Source organism: Pseudomonas sp. TE24901 (assembly GCF_054058375.1).
On the sequence record NZ_JBSSAF010000020.1, the window covers coordinates 75,284 to 89,206 of the forward strand.

Consider the following 13,923-nt stretch of genomic DNA (forward strand, 5'->3'; position numbering starts at 1 on the left):
GAGGCTCCTTGAATAATCAGCGCAGGCGAATCACGAACGGGTCCTGCATCTCGCCGGAGTAGTCGATGATCACGTTCTTGGCGCGGGAGAACTCGCGCATCACATCAAAGCCGCCGCGTCGCCCGTAGCCGCTCTGTTTGAAGCCACCATTGGCCGACATGTAGGCCGAACTGCGGTAGGTGTTGATCCACACCGTGCCGGCGTCGATGCGGTTGGCAAAGCGCAGGGCGCGATCGATGTTCTGGGTCCAGATGCCCGAGGCCAGGCCGTAGGAGGTGTCGTTGGCCAGGCTGATCATCTGTTCTTCGGAACTGAACGGCATCACGCCCACCACCGGCCCGAACAGCTCGTCGCGCATGAAGGGCATGTTGTTATTGGCGTTGGCCATCACCGTCGGTTCGAAGTACCAGCCTTCGCTCAGGTGTGCCGCGCTCGGGCGCTTGCCACCGATGGCGGCCTGGGCGCCTTGCTGCAGGCCGCTGGCGATATAGCCTTCAATCTTTTGCAGTTGGGCTTGCAACGCCAAGGGGCCGATATCGGTATTGGCTTCCATCGGATGGCCCACGGTGATTTTTTGCGTGCGCGCCACCAGTGCTTCCACAAACTGGTCGTAGATCGACGCCTCGACAAAACAACGCGAACCGGCCACGCAGCTTTGCCCGGCCGCGGCGAAAATCCCCGAGACCACGCCGTTGACGGCTTTCTCGATGTCGACGTCGGCGAACACCACGTGAGGTGATTTGCCGCCCAACTCCATCTGGCACGGCACCAGGTTGTTCGCCGCGTTGCCAGCAATACGGCGGCCGGTGTCGGTGCTGCCGGTAAACACGTACTTGGCGATGTCCGGGTGGCGGGTCAAGGCATCGCCGGTGATCGCGCCGTTGCCGGTGACCACGTTGACCACGCCAGCCGGGAAGCCCGCCTGGATGATCAATTCGGCCAGGGCCAGGGTCGAGGCGCTGGCGTGTTCCGACGGCTTGATCACTACGGTATTGCCGATCGCCAGGCACGGCGCCAGGGTGCCAGTGAGCAGCATCAGCGGCGAGTTCCACGGGGTGATCATGCCGACCACGCCCAGGGGCTCGCGGCTGCTGTAGTTGAGCTGATTGAGCTTGTTGACCGGGATCACCTCGCCTTGCAGCTTGTCGGCCATGCCGGCGAAGTAGGTGTAGGCGTCGGGCAGGGCGCTCATTTGCGCGCTCATCTCGCGCAGCAGCTTGCCGTTGTCGCGGGTTTCCAGCAGGGCCAGTTCCTCGGCGTGTTCGGCCACCAGTTGCGCCAGGCGATAGAGCAGCTTGCCCCGTGCGGTGGGCGTGATGTCGCGCCATTGCGGGTCGTGGAAGGCGCGCTTGGCCGATGCCACCGCGCGAGCGACATCGCTGGCGTCGCCCTGGGCGAACTGGTACCAGGCCTGGCCGGTGGTGGGGTCGAAGCTGTCGACATAGGTGCCGCTGGCCGGCTCGACGAAGCGGCCGTCGATAAACAGGTTGAGACGATTGCCCTCAAGGGCGCTGACCGTGGTTTTCATGCAAGTGTCCTGTGTGTGCGGTTCAAAGCGGGGCGTTTTCGAGCATCGCGATGCGCCCGCTGGCGGCGGAGCCGGTGTAGATGCCGAATTGCTGGTTCTCGCGTTCGCGGGCGTAGCGCCGCACCACCGAGCGCAGTTCGTTGACCGGCATCAGGTCGATGGGCAGGTCGTCCAGCGGGAAGAAGCGCAGGGTGTCGGGCAGTTCGGCGGCCAACGCGCCAAGCTGGGCGCGGTAGATCAGGAAGCCCGGGTCGGTGTCATCCACGTCGAACACCGAATACAAGAAGGTCGATTCCAGTTCCACCGGCAAAGCGCTGCTGCCGGCATCGATAAAGCCCTTGCGCTTGCCCGCCACGGGCAGGGTCCAGCCGCCCTGGCCGTCGGCGCGGAACAGAATTGCGCCGTCGGTTTCGATCAGGTAGCCGATGATCATCTTGTGCGAGTCCAGCCAGCTGGCCGGCAGCGGGTCCTGGATATTCGCGTAGCGTCCCCGGCAGAAACACAGGGGCAACTTGGGGCTGGTGCCGAAGGCGCGCACCTGGCCGATCAGCACCAGGTGGTCGCCGGCGTCGATGCGCTGGTGCACGCTGCAGTCGAACCAGGTCAGGCTGTCGGTGAGGATGGGCGCACCGGTGTGCACGGTGTCGTGGTTGACGGTGTGGAACTTGTCCGGCGACTTGGAGGCGAAGGTGCCGGAGACATCCACTTGCCCTTCATGCAGCAGGTTGACGGCAAAGTGTTCGCTGGCCGCAAACGCGCCGTGGCTGGCGGCGGATTTCCCGACGCACACCAGCAGCAGCGGTGGGTCGAGGGAAACCGAGGTAAACGAGTTGGCGGTCATGCCCCGAGGGTTACCGTCGGCGTCATGGGTGGTGATCACGGTCACGCCGGTCACAAAGGTGCCGAAGGCCTGGCGCAAGGCGCCCGGGTCGACGGCTGCAACGTTGTCGGTACTCGGCATCGGAGTGCTCCTGTTGTTGGGGTGTCAAGCAAGCCTACGGGCGGTTCTTACCCCAGGCTTGCGACGACCACGGGTAAAACCCTGGAAAGTTTTGCGCGGTTTCAGCGCAGGGCTCAGTCCCTGGGCTGCTCGGCTTCCATCTCCGCCATGTCCTGATAACGGTCGGCAATCCGCGGGTGAGCACGGGAGCCGTCGGACGCACCAATGGCGATCAGCACCTCATCCGGCCCCGGGGCATCAGCCACCTGGAAGTTAGCGGTGAGGAAGTGCGAGCGCTTGCCGGTTTCGCTCTTGTGCACCATCGGCAAGGCGAGCAGGGCGCCCGGGGCGTTGCGGGTGTTGGTGAAGCTCAGGTAGGCGGTGCCTTCCACGGCTTCGCGGAACAGGTTGCCAAAGCGCAGGGTGTGGATCAGGCCCGAGGCGTGCTCGATCTCACCGTTGACGCCCACGGCGGCGGCCTTGCCAAAGGCTTCGACTTTGCCTCCCGGCATCAGCGCAATCAGGCGGCGGGTCATTTCGTGGCCCAGGCCGGGGGCCAGGCGCAGGATCTCGGGGCGCAGGTTTTCGACGAAGCCCTGGCCGGCCCAGGGGTTTTTCAAGATGGCGGCCACCACGATCAGCGTGATGGGTTTGCCGGCGTCCTTGCCCCCTTCGATAAAGGTTTCTTCGATGAAGGTGCAGTATTTCCTGACGCCCAGATTGTCCAGATTCATGATGAGGTGTCGCCCTTGTGGCTGTTGGTTTGACCCAAGGCTATGGGCAAAGGCAAAACCCGTCTTCCGTCGTTTCGCTGCATAAAAGCAGTAGACATTGCTACGAAGTGGAGCAAGTATCAGGCGGGCCGGGCAGGCACCTTGGCTGCCATGTTCCACCCGTTCAGGTGAGCGCCTTGAATCGAGAAATGCAGATACTGTCGCTGCGCGACGTGGCCAGCCAGATCAACTCCGGCGGCGACTTGCAGTCGATGCTGCACCAACTGGTGTATGCCAGCTGCCGCCACACCCACTGGACCATGAGTTCGATCATGGCCATCGACATGGAGGCGGGGTTCGGCCATGTGATCGCCCGTCACGACCCCACTCTCGTGCAGCGCCCGCTGGTGGACAGTTGGGAGCTGTCCTCCAGCCCGGTGATGACCGCGTTGCAGCGCAACGAACCGGTGTTTATCCGTGATGTGCGTGATTGCGAGTACCCGGGCTATCGCCGCGAATCGGTGGAGCGCGACTACCGCACGGTGATGGTGATGCCGATGAATTGCACCGACTTCGACGGCCGGCCCATGGTGCTCAGCGTGATTTCCCGCACCTTGATGGACGTGTCCGAAGAAGACCGGGTGTTCCTCGGCATGATCATCCACCTGGGCGCCATCGCCGTGGAACGCCAGCGCCAGCTGGAAGCCGAACGCCGCGCTGCCGAACGCATGCAGCAGGCGCTGCATGTGCACACCTCGATGCTGGAGCACGTGCTGGGTGGCGGTTCGGTGGGGTCGCTGTCGCTGATGGTGGGCAACCAGTTGCCCAACCCGGTGATCGCGGTGGACTTCACCGCCAACCAGGTGGTGGCGGGGCGCTCACCGGACACCGCGCTGTTCGACGACAGCAGCTGGCAGGCGGCTGCGGCCGGCGTGCTCAGTGTGCAGATCACCAAAACCGCCCAGGACAGCCTGCGCAGTGCCCTGCGGAACACCGTCAACCTGTTTCTCGACGACGGCCAGCGCCAGTTCACCCTGCGGGCGCAGATCGAACCGCTGATGGTCGACCATGAACTGGTGGGGGCGCTGGTGCTGTTCCCGGTGGCGGCGCCGGTCAATGAACTGGATTTGCTGATGCTCGAAAGCGCCAAGTTCGCCCTCAGCGTGCAGATGATGCGCAGCTTTATCCGCTTCCGTTTCGAGACCCGCACCCAGACCGAACTGCTGTTCGAAGTGCTCGAAGGCCGTTGGCGCGATGCCGATGACATCCAGCAACGCGCCCAGCGCCTGGGCATCCAGTTCAACCAGGCGCAACAGATGATCATCATCGACTACGGCGCCAAGGCCCGTGAAGCCAAGAACCTGCACCACAACGTCGCGCGCATCCTGGCCCGCGCAGCGATCCCGGCCACCGTCATCAGTGTCGATAACGGCCTGGTGTGCCTGGTGCCCGCCGAAGGCGAGAAGGGCCGCGAGCGCCGGGCCAAGGTCAAGCGACAGATCGCCGAAGACCTGGCCCACTACCTGGGCGGCGAGCCGCTCTTGCTGGCCAGCGGCGTCTGCCACGCCCTGACCGATTACCCCGGCGCCTGGGAACGTTGCCGCCGCCTGATCGACATCGCCCGCTCGTTTGGCCGCAGCGGGCCGATCTCCGACCAGGACTTCGGGCCCATCCCGATCTTCGTGGCTGCGGTGGGCGGCGAAGACATCCGTACCTTCGTCAATGAGAGCGTCGGCGCCATGCTGGAACACGACCGCAAGCACCAGACGCCCTACCTGGAAACCCTCACCGCCTACCTGCGCGAAAGCTGCCGCAGCCAGGCCTGCGCCGATGCGATGGGCGTGCACGTGACCACGCTGCGCTATCGCCTGGCGCGGATCCAGGAGTTGTTCGGTATTGATGTGGAGACCCCGGAGCGCCGGTTTGCCACGGAGCTGGCGATCCATTTGCAGCGGGTGATCGACAGTTAAGGCCGTACCACCAACCCCACGCCACGGCCCCGTGGGTCCGAAGCGGTCTGCACGGTGCGGCCGTTGACCTGGATCGCCTGGATATCGCCCATCAACCAGCCCTGGTCCTTGAGCACGTAGCCCATGCGCTGCAGTTGCTGGGCAACCTCGCCGGTCAGCGGCGCATACGCGTCATAGAAGAGCGTGTCCTTGGGCAGCAACTGGTGATGCACGCGCTGCGCGGCCACGGCTTTGTCGAGCGGCAGGTGGAAGTCGTAGACGTTGTTCAGCACCTGGAAGATCGACGTGAAGATGCGCGAACCGCCTGGCGTGCCCAGCACCAGGCTGACCTTGCCGTCACGGGTGACGATGCTCGGGCTCATGGAGGAGAGCATGCGCTTGCCCGGGGCGATGGCGTTGGCATCGTTGCCGACCACGCCAAAGGCATTGGCGACGCCCGGTTTGGCGCTGAAGTCGTCCATTTCGTCGTTGAGCAGGAAGCCCGCACCCTTGACCACCACGCCACTGCCGAAGTCCCAGTTCAGGGTGTAGGTGTTGCTGACGGCGTTGCCCTCGGCATCGATGATCGAGAAGTGCGTGGTCTGGTGGGACTCAAGGCCGGGGCGCACCTGCTCGGTGGGCGAGAGGGCATCCGGGTTGATCTGGGCCGCGCGCTGCGCGATGTAGGCAGGGTCAGTCAGGCGCTGCGCGGGCACTTCGGAAAAGTCCGGGTCGCCGAGGTAATCGGCGCGGTCGGCAAACACGCGTTTTTCGATCTCTGCCAGCAGGTGCAGGTAACGCGCAGAGTTGAGTGGCACGCCTGCAAAATCCGCTTTGCGCTGCTCCTTCATGCCCAGCAACTGCGCCAGCGCGATGCCGCCGGAACTGGGCAAAGGTGCGGTGTACAGGCGGTTGCCTTGCCAGTCGATGCCCATGGGCTCGCGCCACAGGGCGCGGTAGTCCGCCAGGTCTTGATGGGTGATCAGGCCACCGTCACGCTGCATCTGCGCCACCAGCAGGTTGGCGGTCTGGCCTTTATAAAATTCATCTGGGCCGTTGGCGGCGATGCGTTGCAGGGTGTTGGCCAGCTCTGGCTGCCGAAAGGTGGCCCCTGGTTTCATCGCGCCGAAATAGTCGCCAAAGTTGGTTTTGCCGTTGAATAGGGCAATCGCGTTCTGACGATACTGGAACTGCTGGCCGGCCACCTTGAAGCCCTGGCTGGCATAGCCGATAGCCGGCGCTACGAGTTCGCGCCAGGGCAGCTTGCCGAAGCGTCGATGGGCTTCCCACAAGCCCATCACCGTGCCGGGCACGCCGGCGGCGCGGGTGCCGATCAGGCTGAGGTTTTCGATGACTTCGCCATTGGCGTCCAGGTACAGGGTCTTGGTCGCGGCTTTGGGGGCTGTTTCCCGGTAGTCGAGGAAGTAGGGCTTGCCGTGCATGTAGAGGGTCATGAAGCCGCCCCCGCCGATGTTGCCGGCCTCGGGGTAGGTGACGGCCAGGGTAAAGGCGGTGGCAATCGCGGCGTCCACCGCATTGCCTCCGGCCTTGAGCACCTGGGCTGCGACCTGTGCGCCATATTCGTCGGGCGCCGCGACGGCGCCGCCTTCCAGTGGCGCGGCCAGGGCGTGGTTGAGTGTGAGGGCCAGGGTAAAGGTGGTTGAGGCAAGAAGGCGCATGGCAGGGTCCATTTTCTTATTGTTGGAAAAGCCGGCTCCCGCACCCGGGAGCCCGGGCGGTCAAGCGAACAGGTGTTTGTTGGCGAGCAGGTAGTCACGCAAGGTCGTGGTGGCACGGCCGGTCAGTCGTTGCACGGTGTCGGTCACCGGTACGTCCTTGTAGGCCTCGACTTCGTGACGGTAATAGGTCATGACCGGCTCGAAATAATCACCGAGGATTTCGCGCAAGGTGCTGTCACTGTCGACGTAGGTCACGGGTTCGCCGATCACTTCGCTGAGCAAGGCGCTGATTTGGCGGTAGTCGAGGCGTTCGGTGCCGGTGATCAGGTAATCCTGGCCCACGTGCTCTGCGGCAGGGTCGGCGATGATGCGCGCCGCGACGGCGGCGATGTCCAGTTCCGACAGGTGCAGGCGTGGCGCGTCGCTCACGGACGGCATGATGAACTGGCGTTTGGTTTTTACGTCGTTGGCCACGAACCACGGCAGGTTGAACATGATCCAGCACGCCGCGTTGATGTAGGTCACCGGCAAGCGGCTGGCGTCGAGCAGTGGCTTGGCCAAGGTATGCAGGTTGGCGCCGCAGCGGGTCGCGAGAAACTCCGGCGCCAGGTCGTGCGCGGTGAGCCCGGGTGGAATCGCGATGAAGCGAATCACCTGGGACGTGCCGCCCGCGCGCTTGATGGCGTTGATGATGTTGGGGGTGACTTGCAGTTCATCGGTGACAAAATCCGGGGTCACGATAAACACCTTGTCGGTGCCTTCGACGGCCTTGAGCAGGCTGGCCGGGTCATACCAGTCGGCCTGCACGGCCTGCGCCGCGGGGAAGGCCGCTTGCAGTTTGGCCACGCCTTCGGGGCGGCTGCTGGCCAGGCGCAAGCGCACGTCAGGGAAGTGGTCGGTGAGTGCGCGCGCCGTCGCGGTGCCCAGGTTGCCTGTGGCGCCGAGTATCAATACGTGGGTCATGTGCTGGCCTTTGCTCCGTGAGCGTTCTTCGAGGCGGGCCAATCTATCAGCGGCATTCACTCATGATTAGACGGTATGATGGGAATGGACCTATAACCCAGAGGTATCAATGGTGCTCGACGGCGTGAATGACCTGATAGCCTTCCTGACCGTCGCCCGCGAGCGCAGCTTTACCAAAGCCGCCGCGCAAATGGGCGTGTCGCAACCGGCGCTCAGCCGTACCTTGCGCAAGCTGGAGGCGCGCCTGGGCGTGCAATTGCTGACACGCAGCACCCGCAGTGTGGCGCCCACTGACGCGGGCGAACGCTTGCTCGAGAGCCTCGGCCCGCATTTCGACGGCATTGAGGCGGGCCTGGCCGAGCTGTCGGAACTGAGTGGCAAACCGGCCGGCAGCCTGCGCATCACCTCGCTGGAACATGCTTCTGCCACGCTGCTGACGCCCGCGGTGTGTGGGTTGATGCAGGACTACCCGCAGATCAGCGTGGAAATCAGCGACGACTACGCCATGGTGGACATCGTTGCCGAGCGCTTCGACGCCGGTGTTCGTTGGGGGGAATCAGTGGCCAAGGACATGATCAGCGTGCGTATTGGCCCGGACTTTCGTATGGCTGTGGTGGGCTCGCCGGCCTACTTCGAGCGCCGTCCCAAACCCCTGACGCCCCATGACCTGGTGGCGCATACCGGGATCAACCTGCGCCTGCCGACCTCGGGTGGGTTGTGGAGTTGGCCGTTCAGGAAAGGCAAACGTGAACTCAAGGTACGCCCGGAAGGGCAGGTGGTGGGCAACAGCGTGGCACTGATCCTGGATTTTGCCTTGGGCGGTATCGGCTTGGCGCATCTGCCCGAAGACGTCGTCACCGAATCCGTCGCCGAGGGCAAGCTGGTGCGGGTGCTGGAGGACTGGTGCACGACGGTCACCGGCTATCACTTGTATTACCCCAGTCGCCGACAGCCCAAGCCGGCGTTTCGTTTGCTGCTCGAACGCCTGCGTGCCCAGGCTGCGCAAACGGGGATCGCGCATACTGAGCACGTCAACGCCGCCCGGAAGCCTCGCCCATGAACACGCCCGCCGAACACCTGATCCTCGCGCCGTTCACCGATGAGTTGCCCGCACCGATCTATTTCCGTGCGGCGCGCATGCCCGCGTCGGCGGCGTACCCCTGGCACCGTCATCCGTGGGGGGAGTTCGTGTATTCGTTCAGTGGCGTCATGGAGCTCAAGCTCGACGGCGTGCACTTCATCGCGCCGCCGCAATACGGCGTGTGGCTGCCGCCGAACGTGGAGCACAACGCAATGAACCACCAGGAGGCCTGTCACTGTTCGCTCTATATCGCGCCAGCCTTGTGCGAGCGCCTGCCCCGAGAGGCCTGCGCGCTGACCATCACCCCGCTGATCCGCGAATTGCTGGAGGAGCTGCACGCGGCGCCACCCGGGCCGGTGCAGACGGACGAGGAGGGCCGGTTGTTGACGGTGTTGCTCGACCGTTTGAACCGCACCTCGCGGGTGGGCAGCTACCTGCCGGGTTCCATCGACCCGGTGCTGGCGCCGATTCTTGAGGCTCTGGAGCAGAACCCGGCGGACAGCCGTTCGCTGGCGCAATGGGCGCAGTTGGTCAATGCCACCGAACGCACGCTGTTGCGGCGTTGCCAGCGGGATTTGGGCATGTCGTTGGCGCAGTGGAAGCAGCGGTTGAAGGTCACGGCGTCGCTGGTCAGGCTCAAGGCGGGCGACTCGGTAGAGACGGTGGCTTTTGACCTGGGCTATAGCAGTTCATCGGCGTTTATCAGTATGTTCCGTAAGCTCACCGGGGAAACGCCGGATGAGTATCGGCGTAAACGGTTGAGTTGAAGGCTCAGCCCCTTATCGCGTTCAACGCAGCCTTCAGGCCGGCCGATGCGCTGGCAAGCGCTGGCGGCCCGGCGCTGACAAGCCTCGCGGCGCCCCCCATGGAGGCCTGGCCCAGCGCGACGATGGAGGCCCCGTCCAGATAGGCGCGGTCGGCGGCCTTTGCGATCGAGCAAAGGTAGCCCTGCAGATCGCCTGCTTTGAACAGGTCCCAAGCCCCCGCGACCAGTTGCACGTCGACCGTCGCGCCCGTTCGTTGCGCGACCCTGTGAAACAGGGTCGAGGTCGGTGCCAGGGTGGTCGCGACGGCACACAGCACTACGACCCTCGCGCCGGCCTGGGCCGCTTCGACCGCCAATGCCTCATCTGCTCTGAGGATGGGCGCCGGGATAGGGTGAGGGATGGTGTCTAGCGAAGGGCCGAGGGTGGAGCATGTGAGCACCACGGCATCGGCGTGTCGGGCCAGCGCAAGCAGTACCTCGGCCGTGGTGCCAGCAACGTCGTCACTCAAGTAACCGAGGTGTTCTGCGGCTGCCAACAGGTCCGGGCGTACTTCGTGGTGCAGCACTCCCGGCGCAATCCCCAGGGCGGTTGCGGCCGCTTCAAAGACATCGATGTTACTGGCAGCGGTATGAAGGCAAGTGATTCGCATGGGACGCTCGCGGCGTGGGCGGGTAAGATGCCGTCCACATTACTTCATCAGGGACGATGCATGCCGCTCATCATGGAACGCGTAGAACTGGCCCGCAACGGCGCCAACGAGAAAGTCATCTGCCGCATGGCCTCCGGCTGGGCGGTAATGGGGGATGTGCAGTTCCTGCCGGGTTACTGTCTGCTGCTGCCCGACCCGGTGGTGGCCAGCCTGAATGACCTGGGTCCAGAAGACCGTGCCGTCTACCTGCTCGACATGGCCCGCCTGGGCGACGCGGTGCTGCAAGCCACCGGCGCGCTGCGCATGAACTACGAGATTTTGGGCAATTCCGAACCGGAGTTGCACTGCCACCTCTTTCCTCGCTACGCCGATGAGCCGGATGACAAACGCAAGATGCCCGTGTGGTTCTACGACTGGAAAACCGCCACGCCCTATGCAGAAGACCAGCACGGTGAGTTGCGCGAGAAGATCGCGCAGTTGTTGAGCCTCACGGGTGCGCCTGGAGCCCATGCATGATGCAAAGAAACAGATCAGTGCCCGAGCTGATGGTGACGGATCTGGGTAAAAGCCTGGAATTCTGGGCGTTATGCCTGGGATTTACGGTGGCTTACCAGCGGCTGGAAGAGGGCTTTGCCTACCTCGACCTGGACGGTGCCCAGGTGATGCTGGAGCAGGTCGATCCCCTCGCCAATCAGTGGCAGACCGGTGAGTTGCAACGCCCTTTCGGGCGCGGCTTCAACCTGCAGATTGATGTGGCGGCGGTGCAACCGGTGTTGCAACGGCTTGAACAAGCAGCGTACCCGCTGTTCAAGGCGTGCGCGGATGTCTGGTACCGCGCCGGTGAAGTCGAGGTGGGGCAACGCGAGTTCCTGGTGCAGGACCCGGACGGGTATCTGGTGCGGTTGGTGGAGCGACTTGGGGAGAGGGCTTGCAGCGTACCCTGACCGAGCCGCTCCTTGCGCCGGTTCAACCGAGAATTTCGACCGTGCTCATCACCCTGGCGTAATCCATCGCCAGGTTGCTCAGCGACAGCGCATGCACATCTTCCGCAGGCCAGACCCGCCCGGACAGATCAGTCTGATCAAATGTATAGCAAGCATCCGCCGCCACGATTACATCAAAACCCAGGTTGCCGCCTGAGCGCGCGGTGGACTCCACCGAGTTGTTGGTGATGACGCCCACGATCACCAACTTCTGGATCGAGCGTGTGCGCAACCAGCGCTCCAGGCCTGTCGCCGCGAAGGCGTCCGGGACGTTTTTTTCAACGACGTGCTCGTGGGCGAGGGGCTGCAGCGCCGGCTGGAATTCGCAGCCAGGCTGGCCGGGCCAGAACACCGAGCCTGGAGTGCGGGAGATATGGCGGATGTGCACGATGGGGCGTTGAGCCTGCCGCCATGCCGTCAGCAAGGCGTGCATGTGCTGTTCGGCGTCGGGGTTGTTACGTCGACCGAGATCAGGACGGTTCATGCCCTGTTGCATGTCGATGATCAGCAATGCGGTGTTTGCGTCTAACGGTGCCATGGCCTGTCCTTGGGCGTATGAGTTGCAAAACATAACAGCCATTGCGTGAGCCTACACAGTGATTTGTTCCAATCCCTGGCCCGTTTGCCTTTACACTGCGGCCCCGAATTTCAGCCTTGATTGACTGGAGATCCCATGCCTGCACACCTTCGACCGGCTCAACCCGATGACGCGCCTTTCCTGCCGGGCGTTGAACACGCCGCTGCCCAGGTATTCCGCGAGATCGAAGGCCTGGCGTGGTTGGCAGATACCGTCACCTTGAGCGTAGAGCGCCATCAACAGCTGATCGCGTTGTCGACGTGCTGGGTGGTCGTCGATGCACAGGGAACGCCGCAAGGTTTCCTGAGTGCAGAACGCCAGGGTGACGCTTTGCATATCGTTGAAGTGTCGGTCGCACAGGCGGTGCAAGGCCAAGGATGGGGGCGCAAGCTGGTTGAAGTCGCGATGGAGCATGCGCGATCAAACGGGCTGGAGTCGGTGACGCTGACGACATTCAAGCACGTACCGTGGAATGCGCCGTTCTACCGGCGCCTGGGGTTTGAGCCGGCAACGAGCCCGCACCTGGCAGAGATGCTGGCGGCCGAATATGCCCACGGTTTTGAGCAGGGCAGCCGCTGCGCCATGGTATGGCGGCTGCCCTGATGCCTGTCAGCGCAGCTTTTCAAGCATCTGGTAGTACCACATCCCCACTGCCAACATGGGGTTGCCGAACACATCCCCCAGCGGCACCTTGATGTGCTTGCACCCGGCAAAGGTGTCGAACTTGGCCAGCGTGCCGGTCAAGGCCTCGGCCATGATCTCGCCCATGATATGGCTGGTGGCGATGCCATGCCCCGAGTAGCCCTGGCAGTACCATACGTTGTCCGACAGCTTGCCCAGTTGCGGGATGCGGTTCATCACGATGCCCATGGCGCAGCTCCACTGAAACGCGATGTCCACGCCTTTGAGGGCCGGGAAGGTGCGCTCGATGCAGGGCCGCAGTTCGGCGGCGATGTCCCGTGAGTCGCGCCCGGAGTAGTTGGCGCCACCGCCGAAGAGCAATCGCCCGTCGCCCGTGAGGCGGTAGTAATCGAGTACAAAGCGACAATCGTAGACCGCCAGGTCATAGGGGTTGAGGGTGCGTGCCAGCTCGCCCAACGGCGCGGTGGTGACGATGCCGCCCATGGCCGGGAAGATCTTGCCCTTGAGTTGGCCGGGTTCGAGCTTGTGGTAGACGTCGCCGGCCAGCAGCACCTGGCGCGCATCGATACGACCTTGAGCGGTAATCACCGCAGGGCGCTCGCCATGCACGATCTGCAGCACCTCGGAATTCTCGAAAATCAACGCCCCCAGGCTGTGGGCTGCACGGGCTTCACCGAGGCACAGGTTGAGCGGGTGCAGGTGCAGGTTGCGGGTGTTTTTCAGCGCGCCCAGGTACAGCTCGCTGTCCAGGTGTTCGCGGACGCCGGCCCTGTCGAGCAGGCTGACCTGATCGCCCATGCCACGCCGCTGGGCTTCGTCATGAAACGCGCGCAGTTCGTGCAGGTGCGAGGGCTTCATGGCGGCGTGCAGGTGGCCGTGCTTGAGGTCACAGGCAATCGCGTACTTGTTGACGCGTTGCTCGATGATTTGATGGCCGTGCCAGCGCAGGTGCCAGATGAAGTCATCCACTTCATCGCCAAGGCGCTTGCGCATCTGTTGGCGCATGGCCTCGTCGCCCGACAGGCTGCCGGTGACTTGCCCGCCGTTGCGCCCGCTGGCACCCCAGCCGATGCGGTGGGTTTCGACAATCGCGACCTTCAGCCCGCGCTCGGCCAGTTCAACGGCGCTGGCCACGCCTGTGAAACCGCCGCCGATGATCACTACATCGACACTGACCTGGCCTTGCAAGGTCGGATACTGGGTGGGGTCGTTGAGGCTGGCGGTGTAATAGGAGGCGCTGCGCTCGGCAGTACGTAGGGCGGCGGGCATGGGGTGATCCTTCTGATAAATGAATGCCGGTGGGGCAGGTTCGACTTGATCAGAGGAGGGCGTCGGGCGGACGTGCATGGCGGCAATGCCACAGCGCCCAGAAGGCCAGGATGATATGGAACAACGGGTTTTCGCAGGGACGCGCCTGCGCCTTCGGCAGCGAAGCGGGCAGGTGGCAACGGA

At 63.8% G+C, this 13,923-nt stretch carries 14 protein-coding genes; 6 read left to right on the forward strand and 8 right to left on the reverse strand.

Features of this window, described 5'->3' with window-relative positions; all coding sequences use genetic code 11:
- Window positions 1–16 precede the first annotated feature (16 nt).
- From ACVWVP_RS28765 to ACVWVP_RS28775, 3 genes are all read right to left on the reverse strand, one after another.
- Complete coding sequence (locus ACVWVP_RS28765; RefSeq protein WP_457409402.1) at window positions 17–1,528, reverse strand: aldehyde dehydrogenase; 1,512 nt, start codon at window positions 1,526–1,528, stop codon at window positions 17–19.
- 22 nt (window positions 1,529–1,550) lie between these two features.
- Window positions 1,551–2,489: a flavin reductase family protein gene (locus ACVWVP_RS28770; RefSeq protein ID WP_259171572.1), complete on the reverse strand. Its 939-nt coding sequence runs from the start codon at window positions 2,487–2,489 to the stop codon at window positions 1,551–1,553.
- Between the two features lie 113 nt (window positions 2,490–2,602).
- Window positions 2,603–3,202, reverse strand: coding sequence for an amino acid synthesis family protein (locus ACVWVP_RS28775; protein ID WP_457409405.1), 600 nt, complete (start codon window positions 3,200–3,202; stop codon window positions 2,603–2,605).
- A gap of 167 nt (window positions 3,203–3,369) precedes the next feature.
- Here ACVWVP_RS28775 and ACVWVP_RS28780 point away from each other — a divergent pair, with 167 nt between their 5' ends.
- Window positions 3,370–5,151, forward strand: a complete 1,782-nt coding sequence (locus ACVWVP_RS28780; protein WP_259171570.1) for a helix-turn-helix domain-containing protein — start codon at window positions 3,370–3,372, stop codon at window positions 5,149–5,151.
- Here ACVWVP_RS28780 and ggt read toward each other — a convergent pair.
- A complete protein-coding gene (gene ggt / locus ACVWVP_RS28785) occupies window positions 5,148–6,809 on the reverse strand; it encodes a gamma-glutamyltransferase (RefSeq protein ID WP_457409407.1) in 1,662 nt (553 codons plus the stop codon). The two genes, ACVWVP_RS28780 and ggt, sit on opposite strands and share 4 nt — an antisense overlap.
- A 60-nt stretch (window positions 6,810–6,869) precedes the next feature.
- Window positions 6,870–7,772, reverse strand: a complete 903-nt coding sequence (locus ACVWVP_RS28790; RefSeq protein ID WP_259171568.1) for an NmrA family NAD(P)-binding protein — start codon at window positions 7,770–7,772, stop codon at window positions 6,870–6,872.
- Window positions 7,773–7,881: 109 nt separating this feature from the next.
- Between ACVWVP_RS28790 and ACVWVP_RS28795 the strand changes: the two genes are divergently transcribed.
- Window positions 7,882–8,832: a LysR family transcriptional regulator gene (locus ACVWVP_RS28795; RefSeq protein ID WP_457409409.1), complete on the forward strand. Its 951-nt coding sequence runs from the start codon at window positions 7,882–7,884 to the stop codon at window positions 8,830–8,832.
- On the forward strand, window positions 8,829–9,620 hold the full coding sequence (locus ACVWVP_RS28800) for a helix-turn-helix domain-containing protein (RefSeq protein WP_457409412.1): 792 nt from the start codon (window positions 8,829–8,831) through the stop codon (window positions 9,618–9,620). Before ACVWVP_RS28795 ends, ACVWVP_RS28800 begins: the two co-directional genes overlap by 4 nt.
- A 4-nt stretch (window positions 9,621–9,624) precedes the next feature.
- Here ACVWVP_RS28800 and ACVWVP_RS28805 read toward each other — a convergent pair whose 3' ends face one another.
- Window positions 9,625–10,269, reverse strand: a complete 645-nt coding sequence (locus ACVWVP_RS28805) for an aspartate/glutamate racemase family protein (protein WP_457409414.1) — start codon at window positions 10,267–10,269, stop codon at window positions 9,625–9,627.
- A gap of 60 nt (window positions 10,270–10,329) precedes the next feature.
- On the opposite strand from ACVWVP_RS28805, the gene ACVWVP_RS28810 reads away from it, so the two are divergent.
- Together ACVWVP_RS28810 and ACVWVP_RS28815 are read left to right on the forward strand one after the other, a co-directional pair.
- A complete protein-coding gene (locus ACVWVP_RS28810) occupies window positions 10,330–10,785 on the forward strand; it encodes an HIT family protein (RefSeq protein ID WP_457409416.1) in 456 nt (151 codons plus the stop codon).
- Window positions 10,782–11,213: a bleomycin resistance protein gene (locus tag ACVWVP_RS28815; RefSeq protein WP_457409418.1), complete on the forward strand. Its 432-nt coding sequence runs from the start codon at window positions 10,782–10,784 to the stop codon at window positions 11,211–11,213. Before ACVWVP_RS28810 ends, ACVWVP_RS28815 begins: the two co-directional genes overlap by 4 nt.
- 22 nt (window positions 11,214–11,235) lie before the next feature.
- Here ACVWVP_RS28815 and ACVWVP_RS28820 read toward each other — a convergent pair whose 3' ends face one another.
- Window positions 11,236–11,790: a cysteine hydrolase family protein gene (locus ACVWVP_RS28820; RefSeq protein ID WP_178925725.1), complete on the reverse strand. Its 555-nt coding sequence runs from the start codon at window positions 11,788–11,790 to the stop codon at window positions 11,236–11,238.
- Window positions 11,791–11,925: 135 nt separating this feature from the next.
- Here ACVWVP_RS28820 and ACVWVP_RS28825 point away from each other — a divergent pair, with 135 nt between their 5' ends.
- Complete coding sequence (locus tag ACVWVP_RS28825) at window positions 11,926–12,432, forward strand: GNAT family N-acetyltransferase (RefSeq protein ID WP_457409420.1); 507 nt, start codon at window positions 11,926–11,928, stop codon at window positions 12,430–12,432.
- A 6-nt stretch (window positions 12,433–12,438) separates the two neighbouring features.
- On the opposite strand, the gene ACVWVP_RS28830 is transcribed toward ACVWVP_RS28825, so the two are convergent.
- Window positions 12,439–13,740: an NAD(P)/FAD-dependent oxidoreductase gene (locus ACVWVP_RS28830; protein ID WP_457409422.1), complete on the reverse strand. Its 1,302-nt coding sequence runs from the start codon at window positions 13,738–13,740 to the stop codon at window positions 12,439–12,441.
- Window positions 13,741–13,923: the final 183 nt, after the last annotated feature.

Coding starts and splice junctions, on each gene's coding strand:
- ACVWVP_RS28790 (WP_259171568.1), bottom strand. CDS start 7,772: ATGACCCACGTATTGATACTCGGCGCCACAGGCAACCTGGGCACCGCG.
- ACVWVP_RS28765 (WP_457409402.1), bottom strand. CDS start 1,528: ATGAAAACCACGGTCAGCGCCCTTGAGGGCAATCGTCTCAACCTGTTT.
- ggt (WP_457409407.1), bottom strand. CDS start 6,809: ATGCGCCTTCTTGCCTCAACCACCTTTACCCTGGCCCTCACACTCAAC.
- ACVWVP_RS28805 (WP_457409414.1), bottom strand. CDS start 10,269: ATGCGAATCACTTGCCTTCATACCGCTGCCAGTAACATCGATGTCTTT.
- ACVWVP_RS28810 (WP_457409416.1), top strand. CDS start 10,330: ATGCCGCTCATCATGGAACGCGTAGAACTGGCCCGCAACGGCGCCAAC.
- ACVWVP_RS28820 (WP_178925725.1), bottom strand. CDS start 11,790: ATGGCACCGTTAGACGCAAACACCGCATTGCTGATCATCGACATGCAA.
- ACVWVP_RS28815 (WP_457409418.1), top strand. CDS start 10,782: ATGATGCAAAGAAACAGATCAGTGCCCGAGCTGATGGTGACGGATCTG.
- ACVWVP_RS28795 (WP_457409409.1), top strand. CDS start 7,882: ATGGTGCTCGACGGCGTGAATGACCTGATAGCCTTCCTGACCGTCGCC.
- ACVWVP_RS28825 (WP_457409420.1), top strand. CDS start 11,926: ATGCCTGCACACCTTCGACCGGCTCAACCCGATGACGCGCCTTTCCTG.
- ACVWVP_RS28800 (WP_457409412.1), top strand. CDS start 8,829: ATGAACACGCCCGCCGAACACCTGATCCTCGCGCCGTTCACCGATGAG.
- ACVWVP_RS28830 (WP_457409422.1), bottom strand. CDS start 13,740: ATGCCCGCCGCCCTACGTACTGCCGAGCGCAGCGCCTCCTATTACACC.
- ACVWVP_RS28770 (WP_259171572.1), bottom strand. CDS start 2,489: ATGCCGAGTACCGACAACGTTGCAGCCGTCGACCCGGGCGCCTTGCGC.
- ACVWVP_RS28775 (WP_457409405.1), bottom strand. CDS start 3,202: ATGAATCTGGACAATCTGGGCGTCAGGAAATACTGCACCTTCATCGAA.